The organism is Bacillus sp. PAMC26543, assembly GCF_014250375.1.
Classification (GTDB): Bacteria; Bacillota; Bacilli; order Bacillales; family Bacillaceae; genus Bacillus; species Bacillus halotolerans.
On sequence record NZ_CP060193.1, the window covers coordinates 179,464 to 203,886 of the forward strand.

25 protein-coding genes and 1 pseudogene are annotated in these 24,423 nt (G+C 45.6%); 21 read left to right on the forward strand and 5 right to left on the reverse strand.

All coding sequences use genetic code 11. The annotated features are described in order from the left end of the window. Positions 1 to 54: 54 nt before the first annotated feature. Positions 55 to 987: an aldo/keto reductase gene (locus H7F27_RS00950; RefSeq protein ID WP_024123451.1), complete on the reverse strand. Its 933-nt coding sequence runs from the start codon at positions 985 to 987 to the stop codon at positions 55 to 57. Between the two features lie 53 nt (positions 988 to 1,040). Then, on the reverse strand, positions 1,041 to 1,796 hold the full coding sequence (iolR, locus tag H7F27_RS00955; protein WP_024123450.1) for a myo-inositol utilization transcriptional regulator IolR: 756 nt from the start codon (positions 1,794 to 1,796) through the stop codon (positions 1,041 to 1,043). A 409-nt stretch (positions 1,797 to 2,205) separates the two neighbouring features. On the opposite strand from iolR, the gene iolA reads away from it, so the two are divergent. From iolA to H7F27_RS01030, 15 genes are all read left to right on the forward strand, one after another. Continuing rightward, positions 2,206 to 3,669, forward strand: coding sequence for a methylmalonate-semialdehyde dehydrogenase (iolA, locus tag H7F27_RS00960; protein ID WP_024123449.1), 1,464 nt, complete (start codon positions 2,206 to 2,208; stop codon positions 3,667 to 3,669). A 74-nt stretch (positions 3,670 to 3,743) separates the two neighbouring features. After that, positions 3,744 to 4,559, forward strand: coding sequence for a 5-deoxy-glucuronate isomerase (gene iolB / locus H7F27_RS00965; protein WP_024123448.1), 816 nt, complete (start codon positions 3,744 to 3,746; stop codon positions 4,557 to 4,559). Between the two features lie 23 nt (positions 4,560 to 4,582). Further along, positions 4,583 to 5,560 (forward strand): 5-dehydro-2-deoxygluconokinase, encoded by a 978-nt coding sequence (iolC, locus tag H7F27_RS00970; RefSeq protein ID WP_185848422.1) that lies wholly within the window; start codon positions 4,583 to 4,585, stop codon positions 5,558 to 5,560. Between the two features lie 32 nt (positions 5,561 to 5,592). Beyond that, positions 5,593 to 7,506, forward strand: a complete 1,914-nt coding sequence (iolD, locus tag H7F27_RS00975; protein ID WP_185848423.1) for a 3D-(3,5/4)-trihydroxycyclohexane-1,2-dione acylhydrolase (decyclizing) — start codon at positions 5,593 to 5,595, stop codon at positions 7,504 to 7,506. A 15-nt stretch (positions 7,507 to 7,521) separates the two neighbouring features. Continuing rightward, a complete protein-coding gene (gene iolE, locus H7F27_RS00980) occupies positions 7,522 to 8,415 on the forward strand; it encodes a myo-inosose-2 dehydratase (RefSeq protein ID WP_024123445.1) in 894 nt (297 codons plus the stop codon). A gap of 14 nt (positions 8,416 to 8,429) precedes the next feature. Continuing rightward, positions 8,430 to 9,749, forward strand: coding sequence for an MFS transporter (locus tag H7F27_RS00985; protein WP_185848424.1), 1,320 nt, complete (start codon positions 8,430 to 8,432; stop codon positions 9,747 to 9,749). 22 nt (positions 9,750 to 9,771) lie between these two features. Next, positions 9,772 to 10,806, forward strand: coding sequence for a bifunctional inositol 2-dehydrogenase/D-chiro-inositol 1-dehydrogenase (iolG, locus tag H7F27_RS00990; RefSeq protein ID WP_101859692.1), 1,035 nt, complete (start codon positions 9,772 to 9,774; stop codon positions 10,804 to 10,806). Positions 10,807 to 10,827: 21 nt separating this feature from the next. Continuing rightward, complete coding sequence (locus H7F27_RS00995; RefSeq protein ID WP_101859693.1) at positions 10,828 to 11,697, forward strand: sugar phosphate isomerase/epimerase family protein; 870 nt, start codon at positions 10,828 to 10,830, stop codon at positions 11,695 to 11,697. Between the two features lie 86 nt (positions 11,698 to 11,783). Beyond that, positions 11,784 to 12,620 (forward strand): 2-keto-myo-inositol isomerase, encoded by an 837-nt coding sequence (gene iolI / locus H7F27_RS01000; protein ID WP_101859694.1) that lies wholly within the window; start codon positions 11,784 to 11,786, stop codon positions 12,618 to 12,620. A 20-nt stretch (positions 12,621 to 12,640) separates the two neighbouring features. Continuing rightward, positions 12,641 to 13,513 (forward strand): 6-phospho-5-dehydro-2-deoxy-D-gluconate aldolase, encoded by an 873-nt coding sequence (gene iolJ / locus H7F27_RS01005; RefSeq protein ID WP_024123440.1) that lies wholly within the window; start codon positions 12,641 to 12,643, stop codon positions 13,511 to 13,513. Positions 13,514 to 13,620: 107 nt separating this feature from the next. Then, positions 13,621 to 14,310, forward strand: coding sequence for a two-component system response regulator YxdJ (gene yxdJ, locus H7F27_RS01010; RefSeq protein ID WP_024123439.1), 690 nt, complete (start codon positions 13,621 to 13,623; stop codon positions 14,308 to 14,310). Beyond that, positions 14,307 to 15,284 (forward strand): two-component system sensor histidine kinase YxdK, encoded by a 978-nt coding sequence (yxdK, locus tag H7F27_RS01015; protein ID WP_185848425.1) that lies wholly within the window; start codon positions 14,307 to 14,309, stop codon positions 15,282 to 15,284. The genes yxdJ and yxdK overlap by 4 nt, the downstream gene beginning before the upstream one ends. Positions 15,285 to 15,427: 143 nt before the next feature. After that, entirely contained in the window at positions 15,428 to 16,201 is a 774-nt protein-coding gene (gene yxdL, locus H7F27_RS01020) for an ABC transporter ATP-binding protein YxdL (RefSeq protein WP_185848426.1), read from the forward strand. Next, the gene (gene yxdM, locus H7F27_RS01025) at positions 16,176 to 18,044 is read left to right on the forward strand and encodes an ABC transporter permease YxdM (RefSeq protein WP_185848427.1); all 1,869 of its coding nucleotides are present in this window, start codon (positions 16,176 to 16,178) and stop codon (positions 18,042 to 18,044) included. Before yxdL ends, yxdM begins: the two co-directional genes overlap by 26 nt. Positions 18,045 to 18,057: 13 nt before the next feature. Next, a complete protein-coding gene (locus H7F27_RS01030) occupies positions 18,058 to 18,405 on the forward strand; it encodes a YxeA family protein (protein ID WP_185848428.1) in 348 nt (115 codons plus the stop codon). A gap of 41 nt (positions 18,406 to 18,446) precedes the next feature. On the opposite strand, the gene H7F27_RS01035 is transcribed toward H7F27_RS01030, so the two are convergent. Next, positions 18,447 to 19,412, reverse strand: coding sequence for an iron-hydroxamate ABC transporter substrate-binding protein (locus H7F27_RS01035; RefSeq protein ID WP_103672017.1), 966 nt, complete (start codon positions 19,410 to 19,412; stop codon positions 18,447 to 18,449). Positions 19,413 to 19,586: 174 nt separating this feature from the next. On the opposite strand from H7F27_RS01035, the gene H7F27_RS01040 reads away from it, so the two are divergent. Next, entirely contained in the window at positions 19,587 to 19,985 is a 399-nt protein-coding gene (locus H7F27_RS01040) for a hypothetical protein (protein ID WP_103672016.1), read from the forward strand. Positions 19,986 to 20,028: 43 nt separating this feature from the next. Here the strand turns inward: H7F27_RS01040 and H7F27_RS01045 are convergent, their stop codons facing one another. Together H7F27_RS01045 and cotNE are read right to left on the reverse strand one after the other, a co-directional pair. After that, complete coding sequence (locus H7F27_RS01045; RefSeq protein ID WP_103672015.1) at positions 20,029 to 20,382, reverse strand: hypothetical protein; 354 nt, start codon at positions 20,380 to 20,382, stop codon at positions 20,029 to 20,031. A gap of 246 nt (positions 20,383 to 20,628) precedes the next feature. Further along, entirely contained in the window at positions 20,629 to 20,994 is a 366-nt protein-coding gene (cotNE, locus tag H7F27_RS01050) for an inner spore coat protein CotNE (RefSeq protein WP_103672014.1), read from the reverse strand. Positions 20,995 to 21,098: 104 nt separating this feature from the next. Here cotNE and H7F27_RS01055 point away from each other — a divergent pair, with 104 nt between their 5' ends. The 5 genes and pseudogenes from H7F27_RS01055 (at position 21,099) to H7F27_RS01075 (ending at position 24,263) form a co-directional block, all read left to right on the forward strand. Next, positions 21,099 to 21,521 carry a DUF3255 family protein gene (locus tag H7F27_RS01055; protein ID WP_185848429.1) on the forward strand — a complete coding sequence of 141 codons (423 nt, stop codon included), beginning with the start codon at positions 21,099 to 21,101 and terminating at the stop codon, positions 21,519 to 21,521. Further along, positions 21,511 to 22,071 carry a hypothetical protein gene (locus H7F27_RS01060; protein WP_101859701.1) on the forward strand — a complete coding sequence of 187 codons (561 nt, stop codon included), beginning with the start codon at positions 21,511 to 21,513 and terminating at the stop codon, positions 22,069 to 22,071. Before H7F27_RS01055 ends, H7F27_RS01060 begins: the two co-directional genes overlap by 11 nt. Positions 22,072 to 22,110: 39 nt before the next feature. After that, on the forward strand, positions 22,111 to 22,923 hold the full coding sequence (gene yidA / locus H7F27_RS01065) for a sugar-phosphatase (protein WP_185848430.1): 813 nt from the start codon (positions 22,111 to 22,113) through the stop codon (positions 22,921 to 22,923). A gap of 150 nt (positions 22,924 to 23,073) precedes the next feature. Beyond that, positions 23,074 to 24,060: a penicillin V amidase gene (gene yxeI / locus H7F27_RS01070; RefSeq protein WP_024123427.1), complete on the forward strand. Its 987-nt coding sequence runs from the start codon at positions 23,074 to 23,076 to the stop codon at positions 24,058 to 24,060. Then, positions 24,056 to 24,263 (forward strand): annotated as a pseudogene (locus tag H7F27_RS01075) (hypothetical protein). The gene yxeI and the pseudogene H7F27_RS01075 overlap by 5 nt, the downstream one beginning before the upstream one ends. The last annotated feature ends 160 nt before the right edge of the window (positions 24,264 to 24,423 follow it).

The window sequence follows — 24,423 nt, forward strand, 5'->3', positions numbered from 1 at the left end:
AACCAATTTATGGGCAAAAAAACAGCCTTCTCCATGGAGAAGGCTGTTTTTTTCTTATGCGAACAGCTTATCAATAAACGAAATATCCTCTTGAGAAAGCGTTACATCGGCTGTTTTGATGTTATCAATCAGCTGATCGGCACGTTTTGCTCCAGGGATTAAAATATCAATTTCCGGTCTTGCCAAATACCAAGCCAATACGATGTGAGGGATGTCCACGTTGTGCTTTTCAGCAATCGGCGCCAGTTTGTTGACCTTTCTGATATTTTCTTTGAAACGCTCGCCCTTGAAGTGTTCCTGTTCGTTTCGCAGGTCTCCTTCAGGGAACGTCGTATCTTCCGTATATTTTCCAGCCAGTAATCCTGATACAAGCGGGAAGTAAGGGATGAATGAAATATTGTGTTCCTTCGTATACGGGAAGAAGGTTGTTTCCGCTTCACGGTTTAACAGGTTGTATTCACCTTGAAGCACATCGACCAAACCGTCTCTGTTGGCTTCCTTCAGCTGTTCCAGAGAGAAATTGGAGACACCGATGGAGCGGATTTTTCCGGCTTGCTTCATTTCATTCAGTGCGTTAACCGCTTCATCCTTCGGCGTATGTTCATCCGGAAAGTGAATGTAGAACAGATCGATATAATCGGTATTCAAACGTTTCAGGCTTTCATCAACTGATTTTTTCAGAAACTCAGGCGAATTATCAAAAACAAAGTCATTTCCTTCTTTTCTGTGCGCGGCTTTTGTGGCGATGACGACATCTTCACGATTGAACTCGCGCAGCACTTCACCAATTAGCTCTTCCGAACGGCCGATGCCATAAATATAAGCAGTGTCTAACATGGTCACGCCATTACGAATGGCCTCGCGAACCAATTCTTTTCCGGTTTCTTCATTCAGATTCGGGTAGAGGTTATGTCCTCCGACAGCATTTGTTCCTAATCCGATAGGGAATACCTGCAAGTCTGATTTTCCGAGCGTTGCTTTTTTCATGATCTACCTCCTGGAATAAAATTGATGAAAGACTCTCAACACTATTGTAAACGTTAGGCCAGATGAATGCCGATTTGGTGCTCATGGCAGTACTGCGTGTACTCGTCATCTAACGGCTGAGAGGTCACAATACAGTGCAGTCTGTCAAAGGGCGCATAGGTCAGCAGCGTTGATTTTCCGAATTTTGAATGGTCGGCCAATAAATACACTTCTTTCGCTTTTTCAGAAATCCTCTTTTTAATGTCATACTCGAGCAGATCCGAATTGGTCAGTCCGTGTGTCAGTGTTGTTCCGGTTGCAGACATAAAGGCTTTATTGATATTGTACTTCTCCAAAGTGCCCGGATCATCCATGCCGACAAAGGAGCGTGTTTTTCTTTTATAGTTGTTTCCGATAATGATTAGGTTGATATTCTTCATAGCCGATGCCGCATTGATAATGTCCAAGCTGTTGGTTAAAATGGTGACATTTTTGTTGGGATCAAGCGTATCGAGAATCGACTTGGTTGTTGTTCCTGAGTCAATGAAGATTAAGTCATGGTCTTCAATAAACCGGGAAGCATAATGGGCAATTTTTGTTTTCTCATCTTGGTGCTGGATGGTGCGATTCTCAAAAGGAACAAGTGCGGTTTTCTCAATTGATGTTACGCCGCCGTATACTTTTTCGATCGCACCTTTTTCCGTCAGCTTGTTGATATCGCGTCTGACTGTGTTTTTTGAGACATTGAAAACCTGGCACAGCTCATCTAAGGAAACAGTGCCATGCGATAAAATGTACTCCTCCATTTCCTGTATCCGCATCAGTTTCATACAAAAAACTCCTTCTTGAATCTTAAAGTAATGTAAATATATAATAAAAACCAAAAGTTAATCAATAGTTGCTTAAAAAATGATAACATTGGTATGTATCTTTTGCAAGATTCGCCGGACTTCCAGGCGGTCTCTTGCATTACTGAAAGATTAGTATAATAAAAATAATGAAAAAATTTAGTGTTTGTGATTGACTTATGGGTATTATACGATTAGAATATAACCAAGAAATGACCAAGAAGTAACCTGCCGTGTGTGATTTCAGTGATGATATGGTTGCTTACATAAAAAGTGTATCTAACCATTGATTTTTTTTGTTTTTTTTGAAAGCGGTTAATTCTTATCTTATGAATCTATCCTGAACCATCCATACAAGTGTATGTGTTTACTAATGAAGGAGGCAATAAGAATGGCAGAAATCAGAAAATTAAAAAACTATATCAACGGTGAATGGGTTGAAAGCAAAACGGATCAATATGAAGACGTTATCAATCCGGCTACGAAAGAAGTGCTGTGCCAAGTGCCGATTTCTACAAAAGAAGATATTGATTACGCGGCTCAAACAGCGGGTGAGGCATTTAAAACATGGTCGAAAGTGGCGGTTCCGCGCCGTGCGAGAATTCTATTTAACTTCCAGCAGCTGCTGTCTCAGCATAAAGAAGAACTTGCTCATCTGATTACCATCGAAAACGGCAAAAACACAAAAGAAGCTCTGGGGGAAGTGGGACGCGGGATTGAAAACGTTGAGTTCGCAGCCGGTGCGCCTTCTCTGATGATGGGTGACTCACTTGCTTCTATTGCGACGGATGTGGAAGCGGCCAACTACCGCTACCCAATTGGAGTTGTCGGCGGAATCGCACCATTTAACTTCCCGATGATGGTTCCTTGCTGGATGTTCCCAATGGCCATTGCACTCGGCAACACATTTATTTTAAAACCGTCTGAGCGTACGCCGCTGTTAACGGAGAAATTGGTTGAGCTCTTCGAAAAAGCGGGCCTTCCTAAAGGTGTTTTCAACGTCGTATATGGTGCACATGATGTGGTAAACGGCATTCTGGAGCATCCTGAAATTAAAGCGATTTCATTTGTTGGCTCTAAGCCTGTTGGCGAATACGTCTACAAAAAAGGTAGCGAAAACTTAAAACGTGTTCAATCTCTGACAGGCGCGAAAAACCACACGATTGTCCTGAATGATGCGAATCTCGAAGACACGGTCACAAACATCATCGGAGCAGCCTTCGGTTCAGCTGGAGAACGCTGCATGGCTTGTGCGGTTGTGACAGTTGAAGAAGGTATCGCTGATGAATTCATAGCGAAGCTGCAGGAAAAAGTGGCTGAGATTAAAATCGGAAACGGCCTTGATGACGGCGTGTTTTTAGGACCGGTTATTCGCGAGGACAACAAGAAACGCACGCTCAGCTATATTGAAAAAGGATTGGAAGAAGGCGCGAGACTCGTTTGTGACGGACGTGAAAACGTATCTGACGACGGTTACTTTGTCGGCCCGACAATCTTCGATAACGTCACGACAGAGATGACGATCTGGAAAGATGAAATTTTCGCTCCGGTATTATCCGTCATCCGCGTGAAAAACCTGAAAGAAGCCATTGAGATTGCCAACAAGTCTGAGTTTGCGAACGGCGCCTGCTTGTTCACATCGAACTCAAATGCCATCCGCTACTTCCGTGAAAACATTGATGCGGGAATGCTCGGCATCAACCTGGGTGTGCCGGCACCGATGGCGTTCTTCCCATTCTCAGGCTGGAAATCTTCATTCTTTGGAACGCTGCATGCGAACGGAAAAGACAGCGTCGACTTCTACACGCGTAAAAAAGTGGTGACAGCAAGATACCCGGCACCCGATTTCAACTAAACGACGAACAGCCGAACGGCGTGTCTCGGCGCTGTTCGGACTCATTCTTACCATAGAAAGAGGAGGGCTTAACCATGAGTCATTTGTTGCGTAAGCCGCAGTCGAATGAAGTATCAAAAGGCGTCAAACTTGTGCATGAAGTAACGAAATCAAACTCAGATCTTACCTATGTAGAGTTTAAAGTGTTAGAACTCGCATCCGGTTCAAGCTATACAGAAGAATTGAAAAAACAAGAAATCTGCATTGTGGCAGTGACGGGAAAAATCACAGTGACGGATCATGAATCTACGTTTGAACATATCGGTACGCGTGAAAGCGTATTTGAGAGAAAACCGACAGACAGCGTCTATATCTCCAATGACCGTGCCTTTCAGATTACGGCAGAGAGTGATGCGAGAGTGGCGCTTTGTTATTCGCCATCAGAGAAACAGCTTCCGACAAAGCTGATCAAGGCGGAAGACAACGGGATTGAACATCGCGGAAAGTTTTCCAACAAACGGACCGTTCACAACATTCTTCCGGATTCAGATCCTTCAGCTAACAGCCTCTTAGTGGTTGAAGTGTATACAGACAGCGGAAACTGGTCCAGCTACCCGCCTCATAAACACGATCAAGACAACCTGCCGGAGGAGTCCTTCTTGGAAGAAACCTACTACCATGAATTAGATCCGGGCCAAGGCTTTGTATTTCAGCGCGTTTACACAGATGACCGCTCCATTGACGAGACAATGACTGTAGAAAATGAAAACGTTGTCATCGTTCCTGCGGGATATCACCCGGTAGGTGTGCCGGACGGATATACGTCCTACTATTTAAATGTCATGGCAGGACCGACACGAAAATGGAAGTTTCATAATGATCCGGCTCATGAGTGGATTTTAGAACGCTAACAAGTGAGGAGTGGCTGTTTACGATGAAGTATACATTCAACGAAGAGAAGGACTTTGATATTGTTGCCATCGGCCGGGCGTGTATTGATTTGAACGCGGTTGAATACAATCGCCCAATGGAAGAAACGATAACATTTTCGAAATACGTCGGCGGCTCGCCTGCGAATATCGCGATCGGCAGCTCAAAGCTCGGCTTAAAAGCGGGCTTTATCGGCAAAATTCCAGATGACCAGCATGGCAGATTCATAGAGTCCTATATGAGAAAAACCGGCGTAGACACAACACAAATGGTCGTTGATAAGGAAGGGCATAAAGCCGGTCTCGCATTTACTGAAATTCTGAGTCCGGAAGAATGCAGTATCTTAATGTACCGCGATGACGTGGCCGATCTTTATCTTGAGCCTTCAGAGGTAAGCGAGGACTACATCGCAAATGCGAAAATGCTGCTCGTTTCCGGGACAGCGCTCGCTAAAAGCCCGTCACGGGAAGCGGTGTTAAAAGCCGTTCAATATGCGAAAAATCACCAGGTAAAAGTCGTGTTCGAACTGGATTATCGCCCATATACATGGCAGTCAGCCGATGAAACAGCTGTTTACTATTCTTTGGTCGCTGAGCAGTCCGATATCGTCATCGGAACACGGGATGAATTCGATGTCATGGAAAACCGCACAGGCGGCAGCAATGAAGAGTCTGTCGATTATTTATTTGACCATTCAGCCGACCTCGTCGTCATCAAGCATGGTGTAGAAGGCTCGTACGCATACAGCAAATCCGGCGAAGTCTTCCGCGCCCAAGCGTACAAGACAAAAGTGCTGAAAACCTTCGGAGCCGGTGACTCGTATGCTTCGGCCTTTATCTACGGACTTGTCAGCGGCAAAGACATTGAAACGGCATTGAAATACGGAAGCGCCTCAGCCTCCATTGTTGTCAGCAAGCATAGCTCATCGGAAGCCATGCCGACAGCGGAAGAAATCGTACAGCTTATTGAAGCACAGTCATAATTGAAAAAGATCGAGTAAAGGTGGGATCGTTTGTGGGTAAGAAAATTCGCTTAACAACAGCACAAGCGCTGATTACATTCTTAAACCAGCAGTACATCCATGTTGATGGCAAGGAAGAGCCTTTCGTAGAAGGGATTTTCACGATTTTCGGTCATGGAAATGTTTTAGGGATTGGGCAGGCGCTTGAGCAGGATGCTGGCCATTTAAAAGTGTACCAAGGGAAAAATGAACAGGGAATGGCGCATGCCGCAATGGCGTACAGCAAGCAAATGCTGAGAAGAAAAATTTACGCGGTCTCAACATCTGTCGGACCGGGAGCGGCCAACTTAGTGGCGGCAGCCGGCACTGCATTGGCAAATAATATTCCTGTTCTCTTCATTCCGGCAGATACATTTGCGACAAGACAGCCCGACCCTGTACTGCAGCAAATGGAGCAAGAGTACAGTGCGGCGGTTACAACAAACGATGCATTGAAGCCTGTATCGAGATACTGGGATCGCGTTACACGCCCTGAGCAGCTGATGAGCAGCTTGCTTCGCGCTTTTGAAGTCATGACCGATCCGGCAAAAGCGGGTCCGGCGACCATTTGCATTTCTCAGGATGTGGAAGGCGAAGCGTACGATTTCGATGAAAGTTTCTTCGTCAAACGGGTTCACTATATTGATCGCATGCAGCCGAGCGAGCGTGAACTTCTAGGTGCGGCGGAGCTGATCAAAGCCAGCAAAAAACCTGTGATCCTCGTAGGCGGAGGCGCGAAATATTCCGGTGCGCGCGATGAATTAATAGCCATATCTGAGGCCTATGACATTCCGCTGGTTGAAACACAGGCAGGCAAATCGACTGTGGAAGCTGATTTTCCGAACAACTTGGGCGGAATGGGCATCACAGGAACCCTCGCGGCAAATAAGGCGGCCCGCCAAGCAGATTTGATTATCGGTATCGGCACAAGATATACGGATTTTGCGACATCCTCTAAGACCGCTTTTGATTTTGATAAAGCGAAGTTTCTGAACATCAATGTCAGCCGAATGCAGGCGTATAAACTCGATGCGTTCCAAGTGGTGGCGGATGCGAAAGTGACGCTTGGCAAACTGCACGGCCTGCTTGAAGGCTATAGGAGTGAATTCGGTTCAACGATCAAGGAGCTGAAGGACGAATGGCTCGCTGAACGCGACCGCCTCAGCAAAGTGACATTTAAGCGGGAAGCATTTGATCCGGAAATCAAACATCATTTCTCTCAAGAGATTCTAAACGAGTACGCTGACGCGTTGAATACCGAGTTTCCGCAAACAACGGCATTGCTGACGATTAACGAGACCATTCCTGAAGACAGTGTGATTATCTGTTCGGCAGGCTCTCTTCCGGGAGATTTGCAGCGTTTGTGGCACTCCAATGTCCCGAATACGTATCACCTGGAGTACGGATATTCCTGCATGGGCTATGAAGTGTCCGGCACACTGGGGCTTAAATTGGCTCACCCAGACAGAGAAGTGTATACGATTGTCGGAGACGGCAGCTTCCTGATGCTTCATTCCGAACTGATCACAGCGATTCAGTATAACAAGAAGATCAATGTGCTGCTTTTTGACAACTCAGGATTCGGATGTATCAACAACCTGCAAATGGACCACGGAAGCGGCAGCTACTACTGTGAGTTCCGCACAGATGACAACCAAATCTTGAATGTCGATTACGCGAAAGTCGCTGAGGGTTATGGCGCGAAAACGTACCGTGCTAACACAGTAGAAGAGTTAAAAGCGGCGTTAGAGGATGCGAAGAAACAAGACGTATCAACGTTGATTGAAATGAAAGTGCTGCCAAAAACAATGACTGACGGCTATGACAGCTGGTGGCATGTCGGAGTGGCTGAAGTATCTGAACAAGAAAGCGTTCAAAAAGCATATGAAGCAAAAGAGAAAATGCTCGAATCTGCAAAGCAGTATTAGAGGGGAGGCATCATGATGGGCAAACATGAAATCCTGTGGGGGATCGCTCCCATTGGGTGGCGGAATGATGATATGCCTGAAATCGGAGCGGGAAATACACTTCAGCATTTGTTAAGTGATATAGTTGTCGCGCGTTTTCAAGGTACGGAAGTCGGGGGCTTTTTCCCCGAGCCTTCCATTCTTAATAAAGAGCTTAAGCTTCGGAATTTACGCATTGCGGGAAAATGGTTCAGCAGTTTTATTTTGCGTGACGGACTTGGTGAAGCGGCGAAGGCATTTACCCTGCATTGTGAGTATTTGCAGCAAGTCAATGCGGATGTTGCAGTTGTCTCTGAACAAACCTACAGCGTGCAAAGTCTGGAGAAAAACGTGTTCACAGAGAAACCGCATTTTACTGATGAGGAATGGGAACGGCTTTGTGAAGGATTAAATCATCTTGGGAAAATTGCCGATCAGCATGGCTTAAAGCTGGTATATCATCACCATCTCGGCACCGGCGTCCAAACAGCGGCTGAAGTGGACCGCCTGATGGAGGGAACAGACCCTGCACATGTGCACCTCCTCTACGATACGGGTCATGCGTATATTTCTGACGGCGACTACATGGGCATGCTGAAAAAGCATATCGATCGCATTAAACATGTCCATTTTAAGGATGCCCGTCTGAACGTTATGGAACAATGCAAACTCGAAGGGAAATCGTTTCAGCAATCGTTTTTACAAGGCATGTTTACGGTTCCCGGTGACGGCTGCATTGATTTTAGAGACGTATATCAGCTGCTGTTAAAGCACAATTATTCCGGATGGATTGTCATTGAAGCTGAACAGGACCCCGATGTCGCAAACCCGCTTGAGTATGCATTGATCGCGAGAAACTATATTGATGAGCAGTTGCTGGATCTGGCGTAATGGGGACTGAATATATGGGCCATACCAATGCAGATTCGGCCTTCAATAAACGGACAATCGCGGCAGCATTGGCTAACTATATAGATGCCGGTTCGATTGTGGCTGGATCTGCTGGTTTATCGTTATGGGTCAGTTACCTGAAGCTGTCAGATACCCAAATCGGATTGCTCGGCGCATTGAGTGCGAATGCCATCTCTGCCGCTGTCGGTGCTTTGCTTGGGGGATTTTTGGCGGATAAAGTCGGGCGAAAAGCTGTTTATACGAACAGCATGCTGATTTATGCGCTGGGGATTTGTTTCGTCCTGTTTAGTGTTAACTTTCCCATGCTGTTAAGCGGTTACATGATTATCGGGCTATCAGTTGGCGCTGATATCACCGCCTCATGGACGATCATCGCGGAAAACGCGCCTAAGAAAAACCGGGCCCGCCACTGCGGGGTGGCACAGGTTGCGTGGGCCGCAGGGGCAGTCGCTGTTCTGCTTCTCTCTGTGTTGGTCGGTGATTTAGGTCTGTTGGGAAATAAAATCGTATTTGCCCATCTGCTTGTCATTGCGCTTATTACGTACGTCCTCAGAATCAGGCTTCCTGAGTCAGACGCGTGGCAGCAGAAAAATAAGCCCGCAGACACACAGGCGGCAGAGAAGCCGGCTGTATTACACAAAACCTCGTATTTTGATTTGCTCAAGCCTAAGTATGTAAAAAGCATCCTGTTTTTAATGGGTGTGTACTTGGTTTGGAACTTAGCCGCCGGCGTTATGGGCTTCTTTATGCCTTACATTTATCAGCAGGTCGGCGGGGTATCTGCCAACATGGCAAATCTTTTGCAAATGGGCCTGTTTATCTTTACCGGCCTGGGGGTCGCTCTGATCTTTATGCCCTTTGCAGATCAATATAGAAAAACGGTTTTTGGAATCGCTGCTTTTATGGCCGTCATCGGCTGGACGCTGTTTCTGCTCCCGGTTGAAGGACTGCCGGTCCTGCTTCTGTTTATCGTGGTGATGGGGATCAATAACGGAGCCGGCCAGCAAGCGAACTATCAATTATGGGCCAGCGAAATTTTTCCTACTCAATACCGTGCTTCCGCACAAGGACTGATGTTTTTCCTTGTTCGTATCTCAATAGGGATTTGGAGTCTGTTTGTCCCAATGATTATCAGCCATTTCGGCATTGGAACGATGGCTGCAATTCTCCTCGGGTGTGTGACGGCCAGCATGATGATCGGGCTTCTTTTCGCGCCGAATACATCTGGCAAGTCGCTTGAACAAATTCAAGAGGAACTCTACGGATCGCCTCACAATCATGTAAAGCAAGAAACTGAAAGCAAAATGATGTAACAAACAGAGGGAGTGGCTGTCAATGAGTTTACGTATTGGTGTTATTGGAACTGGAGCAATCGGAAAAGAACATATTAACCGCATCACAAACAAACTGTCCGGCGCAGAAATTGTAGCTGTAACGGATGTGAATCAAGAAGCCGCACAGAATGTCGTCGAGCACTACCAATTAAACGCAGCAGTATATCCTGATGATGACAGCCTTCTGGCAGATGAAAATGTAGACGCTGTCCTAGTGACAAGCTGGGGGCCTGCGCACGAATCGAGTGTGTTGAAAGCGATTAAAGCCCAGAAATATGTATTTTGTGAAAAGCCGCTTGCGACAACTGCTGAAGGATGCATGCGCATCGTCGAAGAGGAAATGAAAACGGGGAAACGCCTTGTTCAAGTCGGCTTTATGCGCCGTTATGACAGCGGTTACGTACAGTTGAAGGAAGCGCTCGACAACAATGTCATCGGCGAGCCGCTCATGATTCACTGCGCGCACCGCAACCCTACTGTGGGAGACAACTACACAACGGATATGGCCGTAGTCGACACGCTTGTTCATGAAATTGATGTGCTGCACTGGCTCGTCAAAGATGACTACGAGTCCGTTCAAGTTATCTATCCGAAAAAATCAAAAAATGCCCTGCCGCACTTAAAAGATCCGCAAATCGTAGTCATTGAAACAAAAGGCGGTATCGTCATCAATGCTGAAATCTATGTGAACTGTAAATACGGTTATGACATTCAATGTGAGATCGTCGGAGAAGACGGCATCATCAAGCTTCCTGAACCATCAAGCATCAGCATGAGAAAAGAAGGCAAATTCAGCACAAATATTCTGATGGATTGGCAGAGACGCTTTGTGGATGCGTACGATGTGGAAATCCAAGACTTCATTGATTCGATCCAGAAAAAAGGCGAAGTCAGCGGGCCGACGGCTTGGGACGGCTATATTGCTGCCGTTACGACTGACGCGTGTGTAAAGGCCCAGGAATCTGGACAAAAAGAAAAGGTTGATTTGAAGGAAAAACCGGAATTCTATCAATCCTTTACAACAGTGGAAAACTAGGAATATGGAGGAGTGAAAAAAATGAAATTAGCATTGGATCCATCGATGTATCGAGATGATTTAACGTTGGAGGAAATGGTCTATAAAACGGCAGAGCTTGGCTATGAATATATCGAGTTGTCGCCGCGTGAGGATTTTTGTCCATTCTATAAATATCCGAAAGTCGATTCAGCAAAGATCAAACAATTAAAGCGGCTTTTAAGGGATACAGGTGTTAAGCTTTCATCACTCCTTCCGCTTTACCACTGGGCGGGTCCTGAAGAAGACCGCCGCCAGGCTGCGGTGCGCAACTGGAAAAGGGCAATCGAAATTGCGGTTGAACTTGAAGTGGATTTGATGAACAGTGAATTCAGCGGTTCAAAATATGATCCTTTAACAAGCGAAGAAAAATTTATCAAATCCATGGATGAACTTCTGCCAGTCTTTGAAAAAGAAGGCATTAAACTCAATCTTCAAGCCCATCCGTACGATTTTATCGAAACGCACAAAGGTGCGATGGATATGATCCGCGCGCTCGACAAGGACTGGATCAACCTTGTCTACTCGACTGCGCATACGTTCTTCTATGATGACGGAAAAGGCGATATCGAGACAATGTTTGACGAAGCCGGCGACCGCCTCACACATGTTTTATTTGCAGATACCTTTAATCATAAAGCGGCTCATGGCCTGCGCTACATCGTCAATCCGCCTGACGCGAAAGTAACGGTTCACCAGCATTTGGACATTGGTCAAGGCGAGGTTGATTTTGATACGATTTTCAGAAAACTGAGAGAGATGAAGTTCGACGGAATTGCGACGAATGCCGTGTTTGCTTGGGTCGACGAAAGAGCGGATGAATCAAGCCGATTTATGCTTAAAAAAATGAAAGAAGAATTAGGTCTGGCATAAGCTGAGCATGGAGTTCGGCGGGATATGGCGAACAGCCTTCCTGCCGAACTCCCTTCATATCTAAAACGCAGATGGGGGAGTCTGACATGAAACTGTGTTTCAATGAAGCAACAACATTGGAAAACTCAAATCTTAAACAGGATTTAGAGCTATGTGAAAAGCATGGCTATGATTATATTGAAATCCGCACAATGGATAAGCTGCCGGAGTACTTAAAAGACCATTCATTGGCCGATCTTGCGGAATACTTTCAAACCCATCACATTAAACCGCTTGCCTTAAACGCACTCGTTTTCTTCAATAACCGTGATGAAAAGGGCTATCAGGAGATCATTGCTGAATTTAAGGGCATGATGGAAACCTGCAAAACCCTCGGTGTGAAATATGTGGTGGCCGTTCCGCTTGTGACGGAGCAGAAAATCTTAAAAGAAGAGATCAAAAAGAGCTGTGTAGAGGTACTGACTGAGCTTTCTGATATCGCCGAACCGTACGGCGTAAAAATCGCCCTTGAGTTTGTCGGCCATCCGCAATGTACAGTCAATACATTTGAACAGGCGTATGACATCATCAATACTGTCAGCCGCGACAATGTCGGGCTTGTCTTTGACAGCTTCCACTTCCATGCGATGGGATCAAATATTGAAAGCTTAAAGCAGGCGGACGGGAAGAAAATCTTTATTTATCATATTGACGATACGGAAGATTTCCCAATCGGCTTTTTAACGGATGAAGATCGCGTATGGCCCGGCCAAGGGGCGATTGACTTGGATGCCCACTTATCAGCCCTCAAGGAAATCGGCTTCTCTGATGTGGTATCCGTTGAGCTGTTCCGGCCTGAATACTATGAGCTAAGTGCTGAGGAAGCCATTCAAACAGCGAAAAAAACAACGGTTGATGTCGTATCGAAATACTTCAACATGTAACGGATAAAGGAGGGGTGAACATGGCTTTTGTATCGATGAAAGAGCTTCTTGAAGATGCAAAGCGGGAGCAATATGCGATTGGCCAGTTTAATATCAACGGTTTGCAGTGGACGAAGGCGATTTTGCAAGCGGCGCAAAAGGAGCAATCACCAGTCATCGCCGCGGCTTCCGATCGCCTTGTCGACTATTTAGGCGGATTTAAAACGATTGCCGCCATGGTCGGCGCGTTAATGGAGGAAATGGCGATTACCGTTCCCGTGGTGCTTCATCTTGATCACGGAAGCAGTGCGGAACGCTGCAGACAGGCCATTGATGCCGGATTCAGCTCAGTGATGATTGACGGCTCTCATCAGCCGATTGACGAGAATATCGCGATGACAAAAGAAGTCACCGATTATGCCGCAAAGCACGGCGTGTCAGTAGAAGCCGAAGTCGGCACGGTCGGAGGAATGGAAGACGGGCTGGTCGGCGGGGTCCGCTATGCCGATATCACGGAATGTGAGCGGATCGTCAAAGAAACCAATATCGACGCGCTAGCCGCTGCCCTCGGCTCTGTACACGGCAAATATCAGGGTGAGCCGAATCTCGGATTTAAGGAAATGGAGGCTATCTCCCGCATGACTGATATTCCCCTCGTTCTTCACGGGGCATCCGGGATTCCGCAGAATCAGATCAAAAAAGCCATCACGCTCGGCCACGCGAAGATCAATATCAATACGGAATGTATGGTAGCCTGGACAAACGAAACACGCCGCATGTTTCAGGAAAACAGCGATCTGTACGAACCGCGCGGCTATATGACACCCGGCATTGGAGCCGTGGAAGAGACAGTGCGAAGCAAAATGAGAGAGTTCGGATCAGCCGGTAAAGCAGCTAAGCAGCAGGTCGGCTGAAGAGACCTGAAACCGCCGAGATGGCGGTTTTTTTGTGCGGTGTTGCGTCCGTACCCCCGAAACGATTATGATGATGGCAGCAGTGTAAGAAACGGGAGTGGTTCAGTTTGAATAAAATCATGATTGTAGAAGACAGTGAAGACATTCGCGGACTATTGCAGAATTATCTTGAAAAATACGGATACCAAACCGTGGTCGCCGCGGATTTCACGGCTGTTCTTGATGTCTTTTTGCGAGAAAAGCCTGATGTGGTGCTGCTTGATATCAACCTGCCGTCCTATGACGGCTATTATTGGTGCCGCCAGATCCGCCAGCACTCCACAAGCCCGATCATTTTCATTTCAGCCAGAAACGGGGAAATGGATCAGGTGATGGCGATTGAAAACGGCGGAGACGATTATATCGAAAAACCGTTTTCCTACGATATTGTGCTGGCGAAAATCAAAAGCCAGATCCGCAGGGCATACGGAGAGTACGCCGCAAAACAGGGGGAGAAAGTGGTTGAATATGCCGGCGTGCAGCTCTTTGTGGAACGGTTTGAACTGCGCTTTCATGACGAAAAAAGCGAGCTTTCTAAAAAAGAAAGTAAGCTTTTGGAAGTGCTGCTGGAGCGGGGAGAAAAGGTGACGGGAAGAGACAGGCTCATGGAAAAAACGTGGGACACCGACATTTTCGTCGATGATAATACACTTAACGTGTATATCACGCGGCTCAGAAAAAAACTGCGGGAGCTGAATGCGCCTGTTTCGATTGAATCGGTGCGGGGCGAAGGCTACCAGCTGAGGGCGCAGTCATGAAGCTGTTTCTCCGGTCTCATACAGTGCTGATTCTGCTTTTTCTCCTTCAAGGGCTGTTTGTCTTCTTTTATTACTGGTTTGCGGGTCTTCATTCTTTTTCTCACTTGTTTTACATATTGGGCGTGCAGCTTCTTATTTTGGCGGGTTATCTTGCCTATCGCTGGTACAAAGACCGCGGCGTGTATCATTGGCTCAGCTCGGGACAGGAAGGGACGGACATCCCGTATCTCGGTTCTTCAGTGTTTTGTTCAGAGCTGTATGAAAAGCAGATGGAGCTGATCCGGCTGCAGCACCAGAAGCTCCATGAGACCGAAGCCAAGCTTGACGCGCGCGTGACGTATATGAATCAATGGGTGCACCAAGTAAAGACGCCGCTGTCGGTCATTAATTTAATCATTCAGGAAGAGGATGAGCCCGTTTTTGAACAAATCAAAAAAGAAGTCCGGCAGATTGAATTCGGGCTGGAGACGCTTCTTTATTCTTCAAGGCTCGACCTGTTTGAACGGGATTTTAAAATCGAAGCGGTTTCCCTGTCCGAGCTTCTCCAATCAGTCATTCAAAGCTATAAACGATTTTTTATTCAATACCGCGTTTATCCGAAAATGAACATTTGCGATGATCATAAGATTTACACCGATGCAAAATGGCTCAAATTTGCGATCGGCCAAGTGGTCACAAATGCGGTCAAGTATTCAGCGGGCAAGAGTGACAGAATTGAGCTGAATGTCTCCCGCGATGAAGACAGGACGGTGCTTGAAGTCAAAGATTACGGTGTCGGCATTCCCTCCCAAGACATCAAGCGGGTGTTTGACCCTTATTATACCGGTGAAAACGGACGGCGTTTCCAAGAATCTACTGGAATCGGCCTCCACCTCGTCAAAGAAATTACGGACAAGCTCAATCATACGGTGGACATCAGCTCGTCTCCCGGTAAAGGGACATCGGTTCGATTTTCATTTCTTACAAAAATGTAAGGCTGCGTTAAGAAAACAACATAGCTCGTTTTGTTTCCCCTTGATAACATGGATTTACGTCAAGGGGATTTTTATGTTAAATGCCCCGGCACTACATGAAAGCAGCCCAGACCAACAAGAATAAAACCATAAGGAGGATTTTCATGGCGAATATGCTTGAAGTCAAACATATAAATAAAACCTATAAAGGACAAGTGTCCTATCAAGCCTTAAAGCAAATTTCATTTTCAATAGAAGAAGGTGAGTTCACGGCGGTGATGGGGCCGTCCGGCTCCGGAAAAACAACTCTTTTGAATATCATTTCAACGATCGACCGTCCGGATTCAGGCGATATCCTGATTCACGGAGAAAACCCGCATCGCCTGAAGCGGACAAAGCTCGCTCATTTCCGCCGAAAGCAGCTCGGATTTGTGTTTCAGGATTTCAACCTTCTGGACACGCTGACGATCGGTGAAAATATTATGCTGCCATTAACGCTTGATAAAGAAGCGCCGTCTGTAATGGAAGAAAAACTGCAAGGCATCGCGGAAAAGCTCGGAATCGAAGACCTGCTCAACAAACGGACGTTTGAAGTGTCCGGAGGCCAGCGCCAGCGGGCCGCCATCGCAAGAGCGGTCATTCATAAGCCGTCACTCATCCTGGCCGATGAACCGACGGGAAACCTTGATTCCAAAGCGTCAAAGGACGTCATGGAAACGATGCAGAGCCTGAATCAGGATGATCATGTCACGGCTTTGATGGTGACCCACGATCCTGTTGCGGCAAGCTACTGCCGCCGCGTCATCTTTATAAAAGACGGCGAACTGTTTAATGAGATTTACCGCGGGGAAAACCGCCAAGTATTTTATGAACAAATTCTTGATGTGCTGTCTATGCTGGGGGGAAACGCAAATGACCTTTCTTCAGTTCGCTTATAAAAACGTCACGAGAAACAAAAGGGCCTATCTTGCATTCTTTTTAAGCAGCGCCTTTTCCGTTTTGATTTTCTTTACCTTTGCGATGTTCCTGTTTCATCCGGCATTAAAGGAAGGCTACCTGAATAACATCGCCAAAAAAGGATTAACCGCCGCGGAATGGATGATCTTTGTTTTTTCTTTCTTATTTGTTCTGTATTCGGTTAATGCATTTTTGAAATCGAGAAATAAAGAATTCGGCATCCTGCTCATGCAGGGCATCACGCCGGGGCAGCTAAGAAAGCTCATTACTGCGGAAAATATGATCATCGGCGTCATGTCAATTGCAGCCGGCATTATCGGAGGATTCATTTTTTCAAAGACGTTCTTTACGGTCGGCGCTTATATTTTAGAAATGGACGCGCTGCCTTTGTATATGCCTTGGAAAGCGCTCGGTATTACGGCTGGCGGATTTCTGCTCTTATTTTTCCTTTTATCGCAGTTTACGATCCTTTTTGTCAGATCAAATACGGTTATCAAATTAATAAAGGGCACTGACAAGATTAAGCCGGAGCCAAAGCCGTCCGTGCTACTGTCCTTATTCGGCATCGCCTGTCTGTGCGGCGGGTACGGCATGGTCCTTAAAGGCAATGTCCACGGGACCGAACCGTTTATCATTTTACTGCTCACCGTTATCGGAACGTATTTCTTTTTCAGCCAAAGCAGCATATGGATTCTGCGCGTGCTGAAGAAGTGGAAAACCTTTTATCTGCGCGGGAAAAATATCATTTGGGTTTCTGACCTTGTCTATCGTTTAAAAGACAACGCCCGCCTGTTCTTTATTGTCAGCATGATTTCCGCGGTTGCGTTTACGGCTACGGGCGTGCTCGTGATGTACAAATCGACCGTCGGGGCGGAAGAGTCCGCTTATGAGATGGAGTATATATCTTACAGCGGCAATCCAAAAGAACAGACTCATTTGAAAAAAATTGACCATGAACTGAAAACACACGGCTTTACGTATAAGAAAGACGAAATAGATGTTTCTTATGTTCGCTATCAGGAAGGAGAAACTGTTCCCCCTGTTTACATGATCAGCGAATCGGATGTATCAAAATACTTCCATGTCAAGCTGAACGGCCTGAAAAATGGTGAGGCTGTCTTTTTCCCGGGCACGTATGACCGCAATTTCAAAAACGAAGCGCCGGATCAGCTGAAGCTGCTGAACCAAAAAGGCAAGCCGTCTGACCAAAAACTGTCGGTAAAAGAAGTCAAAAAACCGCTGATTTCATTAAATGCCATCATCGCGGTGAACGATAAAACCTTTGATCAGCTCAAATCACTCGGTGATAAAGCGACATTATACGGCTACAGGTATGATCATTGGAAAGACGGTCTTGGGTTCAGCCAATCCTTGAAAAATGAGATTTACGGCAATTATATCGACGTGCATTCTGATTTTATGGCAAAAGCCGGGACTTACTATGATACGGTGCAGCTGCCGAGCTTAAGTTTATTCATCGGCCTGTTTATCGCGATCGTCTTCTTTATCGCGGCAGCAAGTTTCTTATATTTCAGGCTGTTCACCGATTTAGAAGAAGATCGGGAGCGTTACCGTTCGCTGGCCAAAATCGGTTTGAGTGAGCGTGAGATGTCACAAAGCGTGACGATACAATTGGCGATTCTCTTTTTCTTTCCATTTGTCATTGCTGTCATGCATACGCTGTTTGCCTTGAGAACATTGGCCGTGGATGGCTATTCCGTTGTAGCGGGACCGCTCAGTCTCACCATCGGAGGGTTTTTCCTTTTTCAGCTTCTGTTCTTCCTCGCGGTGCGGTCAAGCTATTTGAAAAAAATGAACAAGTAAGGGGAGTGCAAAGATGAAAAAAGCAATGGCATTCCTGGCCGTCTTGGCGGCTGCTGCCATAATATGCGGGCTTCTCTTTTTTCATAACGATGTTACAGACAGATTTAATCCGTTTATTCACCAGCAAGATGTCTATGTGCAGATTGATCGAGATGGCAAACATCTTAGCCCAGGCGGTACTGAGTATACATTAGACGGATATCATGCATCCGGAAAAAAAGAAGAAGTGACCTTTTTCGCCGGTAAAGACCTTCGGAAGAACGCGTATTTGAAGGTGAAGGCAAAAGGAAAGTATGTCGAGACTTGGGAAGAAGTCAGGTTTGAAGATATGCCGCACTCCGTACAGTCAGCATTAAAGTGAATCATAAAAAACGGCACAGTGTCATAACTGTGCCATTTTCTTTATTTTTTATTTTCTTCGGCCCGTTTGATCAGCATGTCGGTGATGATATCCACCTGTTTGCTGACAGAAATCGGATCGTACGGGTAGAACGTGTCAAAGTCATTGATAAACACGCGATTATGTTTCACAGCGTCTAGGTTTTTCCAAATGGAGGAGTCCTCCAGCTTGTCGAGTGTTTTGCTTTCGCCTTTCGGATTGTAGTCCGTAATGAACATATAATCTGCGGCATACTCAGGAATGACCTCTTGAGAGAGCTGTTTCATCTCTCCTTTTTTGATGACATCTTGTTCAATTTTTTCAGGCGCTTTTAACCCAAGCGCATTGTATACAGCTTGGCCGCCACGTCCGCCATTGTCATTGAAGACCCAGAATTCGCCCTTGTCCGTGTTTTCATAAATGCCGAAGGTCGCATCTTTGTCGATGACGCCGGCTATTTTCTTTTTGGCTGCTTCCGCTTTTTTGTTAAAGTCAGCCATAAATGCTTTTGCTTTATCCTTGGCACCCGCAATATCTCCGAACATTGCAACGGTATCTTCGACGTTTTTCGCGGTGTTATAAGGAACGACAACGGTTGGAGCGATTTTCTTTAATTTATCGACATTCTCTTCATTCATGACAACAATTAAGTCAGGCTGAAGCTCCATGACTTTCTCAACGCTGATCGGATCACCGACATCCTTTACATCTTTCAGCTTTGATTTTAAAAATGGATTATCAAATGACCATGAGCCCGAGCCGACCACATTTGCCCCGACAGACAGCAATTCCCCGGCATAAAAATCAGTGACGATGCGTTTCGGATGTGCAGGAATGTTGACGTTCCCTTTTGTTGATTTGTATGTTCTCATTTCTGTCTTTTCGGAAGCTGAATCACCTGAGCTTCCTTTCGAAGCCGTGCCGCTGCAAGCACTGACAAACATGAGGAGCAGCACCAGCATGCCCACGAGCAATGTGTTCTTTTTCATCAAGAACCCTCCAATATGTATTTTGATCCATTAGTAATGATTATCATTATCAATTAATAATATAGCAAGAAACCTGTGCCCCGTCTATCACTATTTTAAAAGGAGAAAGTTTTTGTTATACAAGTGACGCGGTATTCTTAATCGATTATTATAGGTAAATAGGAGGAGGAAAATATGGAAATCACAAAAAGAGGTGCCGCATGGGAATGGCTTCATAGCTGGTGGATGCTGTTTATTTTCATGCCTTTTGCCATTACCAGTTTTTTTGCCTTTTTATTTATTGGCATCAAGGTTAGAAATAAAAAGTGGATCATATACGGAATCATTTATTTTTTCGTATTTGCGTTTGCTTTCGTGCTGCCTGATCCGCCCGGATTACTTATTGTGCTCCCGTTGTGGGCTGTGACGATTATTCACGGTTTTAAAGTGCGACCGCTGTATCTGATTCAGCTGGATGTCTACAAAGACAATGTGGAGGCACGGACCTTTGCTGAGGCAAGAAGTGAAGCCGAGAGCAGATTTCATGCGCCGAAACAGTCTATTCAAGATATACATATTCGCAAAGAACGGTAAGAAAAAAGCTCAACACTAAACATTGTGTTGAGCTTTTTAAATGCTACTGCTGATAGGTATGCTGCTGGAATGGTGTGTTTTGGCCGAATGGAAGTGTAGACACATTCGTATTCATCACGCTTGATTGTCCAGTGATTTCTTGTTGCATTTGGTTGCACATGTTGACAACCTGCTGGCACTTTTGAATGGCCATGTCGTGTCCGTGCAGCGCTTGCTGAATGGTATGTGCAGCTTGTTGTTCGTGGTTTAGAATCTGTTGCAGCATTTGAATGTTTTGCTGCTCCTGATGAAGCATTTGACGATATTGGTTGCTGCTTTGCTGTGTTTGCTGAATAAGCTGCTGAGCTGTCTGGCGGCACTGGTTCAGCTGCTGCAGGCTGTGTTGCGTATTGTGCATAAATGACCCCTCCGTATGTTCAATTGACATTTGTCGGTATTATCATGCGACCCTAACCAAAAGAAATTCTGCAAAAGGGGAACTACAATTATTTTCCTTACCCCCTCTATCTTTGAATGAAATCGGCAAAGATTGTATACTTGTAAAAACCCTTTTTATGTAAATGTCCCGCTCTGCACATAAGAATAGCGGAAAACGAAACTCCGAAATCTGGAGAATCGTATTCCGCTTTTTTCTTTTCTTGCTTCAGAAACCGCCTTCGCCCGCAGTAAATGGGATGTTTAATCTGTTTTCTACGGCGCGGAGGCGCTGATTGAGACGGTTTAAGCGGCGTGTATGGCGTTCAACAGTCTGGCTTAGCTGATTGACCTGATCGGCCAATCTTGCAATTTCCCGGTTTTGACGGCGATCCTCATTCGACAGACGGGTTAATTCTCTTGTCTGCTGTTCGTTTTGCCGTTCAAGAGCAGCGACTCTTCTTTCCAATGCCGGCTGTCTGTCCGTCTGGTATGGCTGGTATACATCCTGCTGCGGATATGGATTGTATTCATATTGGCTATAGTAGGGTTCCTGCTGAGGGAGCTGCGGGCTGTAATATTGATAAGGGTTCATGTAATCAATCTCCTTAAAAAGAAATGTGGGTGAATTCCTTATAATCTATGTAGTCATTGGCACAGTGCCACGGCATTCGCCTAAAAAAGTAAGAAAGGACGGTGATGACGCTGAGCAGAAAAGGACCTGTTATTGTGTTTCTGTCTGCTGTATGTCTCATCATTTCGGGCTGCCAAAAGCCAAAAGACGAGACGCCGTTTTATTACGGAACTTGGGATGAGGGCATTATCCCCGGTCCCATGGATGGCGTGAAATCAGCAACGGTCACATTTACCAAAGACAAGGTGCTGGAGACGGAGGTGATTGAAGGGAGAGGAGAGGTGCAGCTGCCCTTTATGGAATACAAGGTGATATCTCAAAGCGCTGACGGTTCCATTGAGATCCAGTACCTTGGCTCCTATTATCCGCTCAAAAGCAAACTGAAAAGAGGGAAAGACGGGACGTTGATATGGGAGCAAAATGGTCAGGAAAAAACGATGACAAGAATCGAGTCAAAGGCCGGCAAGGAGGAGCAACATGAGAAATAAAAAAGCGGAAAGACTGGTGTTAACAGGCCTTATTTTACATATCATTCAGTGGTTGTTGGTATTATGGGCTTTTCTCAAAATCAAACATGTATTTAGTGACTATACGATCTACAATCCGAATGTCATAAACGGAACAATGCAGTCGTTATCGTTTATGCAAATGCTGCGTTCTATGATGTACTCGGGCGCCATGGTGAATTATGTTCTGTTTTTTGTGATTGCATTGCTTATCTATTGTTTAGTGCTTCATGCGGTCATGATTGTTCTGGAAATGGCTGCTTATGTGATGATCAGACGGAATCCTTCATCTTCATGGGCATATTTTTTGACGGCGGCGGGTGTGAAGCTTGCAATCTTAAATATCACGGGTATTCCATTTTTAGCTGCCGGCTTCCTGCTGATGAAACAGAAACAAGCAGAAAGCGGCGAAAAGGGTGCAGAACCAAAGCGAAAGCCGCGCACGCGGATCCGGAGACAAGGCAGACGTCTAAACAGAAACAGGAGAAAATCATCGCTTTCAGTTGAATATCAAAAAGAAAAAACGATATGATGGGACTATAGCCTGAAAACGACACGAAGGAGATGCAGGATGTACAAATTAATAGCAATTGATATGGACGGAACACTTTTAAATGATCATCATGAAGTGACGGGGGAGGTCCGCGACGCACTGCATGCCGCAAAAGCGGAAGGGGTAAAAATTGTCCTTTGCACCGGCCGGCCTATCGGAGGTGTTCGGAGATACTTAGATGAACTCAATTTAATTGAGGAAGGCGACTATGTCATTGCCTATAATGGGGCGCTTGTTCAAAATACGCATACAAAAGAAGTGGTGACGGAATTGTCTCTAGGATATGATGATTTGGCATCATTATATGATCTGAGCTTAGAGCTGAAGACACCGATGCACTTCTTCGACTCAGCCAACCTGTATACGCCTAACCGTGATATCAGCGAATTTACCGTATATGAGTCGTACGTGACACAGGTGCCGCTTCATTACCGCAAGACTGAGGAGATGCCTAAAGACATTCTCATTCCGAAAGTGATGTTTATTGATAAACCAGAGCACTTAAGCCGCGTCATTACATCGATACCGAAAGACGTGAGAGAAAAGTATACGATGGTCAGAAGCGCTCCTTTCTTTTACGAAATTCTGCATCCGGAAGCAAGCAAAGGAAACGCTGTGCGTCAGCTGGCGAATCTGCTCGGAATCGAGCAGGCTGAAGTCATGAGCATAGGCGACAACGGCAACGATCTGACAATGATCGAATGGGCCGGCTGCGGCGTTGCCATGGCAAACGCCATTCCGGAAGTGCTTGAGGCCGCAAACTTTCAAACGCGCTCCAATAATGAACATGGCGTTGCGCATGCGATTCACGAGCTTGTTTTGGCTAAATAAAAAATCCAGCCTTTTAAAGGCTGGATTTTTTCGTTTTATTGATATAATGTCAATTCTTTGACGAATCGATTTGACTTTCGTTATGCTGATAAAACCAATTCGTTCACAATATGTATGATATTAATCTGAATTGAAAAGGGGACTGATCAGATGTGCACAAGTCTTACATTGGAAACTGCTGACCGTAAACATGTATTAGCGAGAACAATGGATTTTGCATTTCAGCTGGGGACAGAGGTGATTCTCTATCCGCGCCGTTACAGTTGGAGTAGTGAAGCTGACGGAAAGGCCCATCAGACACAGTACGCTTTTATCGGTATGGGGAGAAAACTTGGTAATATTTTATTTGCAGACGGCGTTAATGAAAACGGTTTATCGTGTGCTGCACTTTATTTTCCGGGCTATGCGGAGTACGAAAAAACGATACGGGAAGACACCGTACACATTGCCCCGCATGAGTTTGTGACATGGGCGCTGTCAGTCTGTCAGTCTTTGGATGACGTGAAAGAAAAGATTCGATCTTTAACGATTGTAGAGAAAAAATTAGATCTATTGGATACGGTTTTACCGCTTCACTGGATATTGTCAGACCGGACGGGACGCAGCCTGACGATAGAACCGAGAGCAGATGGCCTCAAAGTCTATGACAATCAGCCTGGTGTCATGACGAACAGCCCCGACTTTATTTGGCATGTAACCAATCTGCAGCAATATACAGGAATCAGACCGAAGCAATTAGAGAGCAAAGAGATGGGCGGATTAGCCCTTTCCGCTTTTGGCCAAGGCTTAGGAACTGTAGGCCTGCCGGGGGACTATACACCGCCTTCCCGGTTTGTCAGAGCTGTGTATTTGAAAGAACACCTAGAGCCGGCGGCCGATGAAACGAAAGGTGTAACAGCCGCTCTTCAAATTTTGGCAAATATGACGATACCCAAGGGCGCAGTGATAACGGAAAAAGACGAAATTCATTATACGCAATATACTTCCGTGATGTGTAACGACACGGGAAACTACTATTTCCACCACTATGACAATCGGCAAATCCAAAAAGTAAATTTATTTCATGAAGACCTTGACTGTTTGGAGCCTAAAGTGTTTTCCGCTAAAGCAGAAGAAAGTATTCACGAGCTTAATTAATTCACATCAATCAGCTGATTCCGGTTTGAATCCGGAGTCAGCTGTTTTTTTATACGATCGTTACGGCGTCTGAATGGATAGGCAGTTTGCTAAAAGCGAAAGCAAAGGCAAGGAAATGGCGAAATCTTATATAAAAACTTAGTCTTTGCTTCATCAGATTCAGTTTTCTTGCCGATATAGAGGTTATTGCACTAGTTGAATGAACCAATGCCGTTCCATTATGGTTACGCAAGGGTCTTTTCAGCTTAAATAGAAAAAATTAATCTCAACTCATTGACAAACTCGCAATACAAATGTACATTTTGATTTATTCATATTAAACGACTAGGAATATAGGAGTTTATTTTTCGGACTTTTCAGCCT

What these genes read in the sequence shown, in the direction of transcription:
- H7F27_RS00950 (WP_024123451.1), bottom strand. Translation starts at nt 987, where the DNA reads ATGAAAAAAGCAACGCTCGGAAAATCAGACTTGCAGGTATTCCCTATC.
- iolR (WP_024123450.1), bottom strand. Translation starts at nt 1,796, where the DNA reads ATGAAACTGATGCGGATACAGGAAATGGAGGAGTACATTTTATCGCAT.
- iolA (WP_024123449.1), top strand. Translation starts at nt 2,206, where the DNA reads ATGGCAGAAATCAGAAAATTAAAAAACTATATCAACGGTGAATGGGTT.
- iolB (WP_024123448.1), top strand. Translation starts at nt 3,744, where the DNA reads ATGAGTCATTTGTTGCGTAAGCCGCAGTCGAATGAAGTATCAAAAGGC.
- iolC (WP_185848422.1), top strand. Translation starts at nt 4,583, where the DNA reads ATGAAGTATACATTCAACGAAGAGAAGGACTTTGATATTGTTGCCATC.
- iolE (WP_024123445.1), top strand. Translation starts at nt 7,522, where the DNA reads ATGGGCAAACATGAAATCCTGTGGGGGATCGCTCCCATTGGGTGGCGG.
- H7F27_RS00985 (WP_185848424.1), top strand. Translation starts at nt 8,430, where the DNA reads ATGGGCCATACCAATGCAGATTCGGCCTTCAATAAACGGACAATCGCG.
- iolG (WP_101859692.1), top strand. Translation starts at nt 9,772, where the DNA reads ATGAGTTTACGTATTGGTGTTATTGGAACTGGAGCAATCGGAAAAGAA.
- H7F27_RS00995 (WP_101859693.1), top strand. Translation starts at nt 10,828, where the DNA reads ATGAAATTAGCATTGGATCCATCGATGTATCGAGATGATTTAACGTTG.
- iolI (WP_101859694.1), top strand. Translation starts at nt 11,784, where the DNA reads ATGAAACTGTGTTTCAATGAAGCAACAACATTGGAAAACTCAAATCTT.
- iolJ (WP_024123440.1), top strand. Translation starts at nt 12,641, where the DNA reads ATGGCTTTTGTATCGATGAAAGAGCTTCTTGAAGATGCAAAGCGGGAG.
- yxdK (WP_185848425.1), top strand. Translation starts at nt 14,307, where the DNA reads ATGAAGCTGTTTCTCCGGTCTCATACAGTGCTGATTCTGCTTTTTCTC.
- yxdL (WP_185848426.1), top strand. Translation starts at nt 15,428, where the DNA reads ATGGCGAATATGCTTGAAGTCAAACATATAAATAAAACCTATAAAGGA.
- yxdM (WP_185848427.1), top strand. Translation starts at nt 16,176, where the DNA reads ATGACCTTTCTTCAGTTCGCTTATAAAAACGTCACGAGAAACAAAAGG.
- H7F27_RS01030 (WP_185848428.1), top strand. Translation starts at nt 18,058, where the DNA reads ATGAAAAAAGCAATGGCATTCCTGGCCGTCTTGGCGGCTGCTGCCATA.
- H7F27_RS01035 (WP_103672017.1), bottom strand. Translation starts at nt 19,412, where the DNA reads ATGAAAAAGAACACATTGCTCGTGGGCATGCTGGTGCTGCTCCTCATG.
- H7F27_RS01040 (WP_103672016.1), top strand. Translation starts at nt 19,587, where the DNA reads ATGGAAATCACAAAAAGAGGTGCCGCATGGGAATGGCTTCATAGCTGG.
- H7F27_RS01045 (WP_103672015.1), bottom strand. Translation starts at nt 20,382, where the DNA reads ATGCACAATACGCAACACAGCCTGCAGCAGCTGAACCAGTGCCGCCAG.
- cotNE (WP_103672014.1), bottom strand. Translation starts at nt 20,994, where the DNA reads ATGAACCCTTATCAATATTACAGCCCGCAGCTCCCTCAGCAGGAACCC.
- H7F27_RS01055 (WP_185848429.1), top strand. Translation starts at nt 21,099, where the DNA reads ATGACGCTGAGCAGAAAAGGACCTGTTATTGTGTTTCTGTCTGCTGTA.
- H7F27_RS01060 (WP_101859701.1), top strand. Translation starts at nt 21,511, where the DNA reads ATGAGAAATAAAAAAGCGGAAAGACTGGTGTTAACAGGCCTTATTTTA.
- yidA (WP_185848430.1), top strand. Translation starts at nt 22,111, where the DNA reads ATGTACAAATTAATAGCAATTGATATGGACGGAACACTTTTAAATGAT.
- yxeI (WP_024123427.1), top strand. Translation starts at nt 23,074, where the DNA reads ATGTGCACAAGTCTTACATTGGAAACTGCTGACCGTAAACATGTATTA.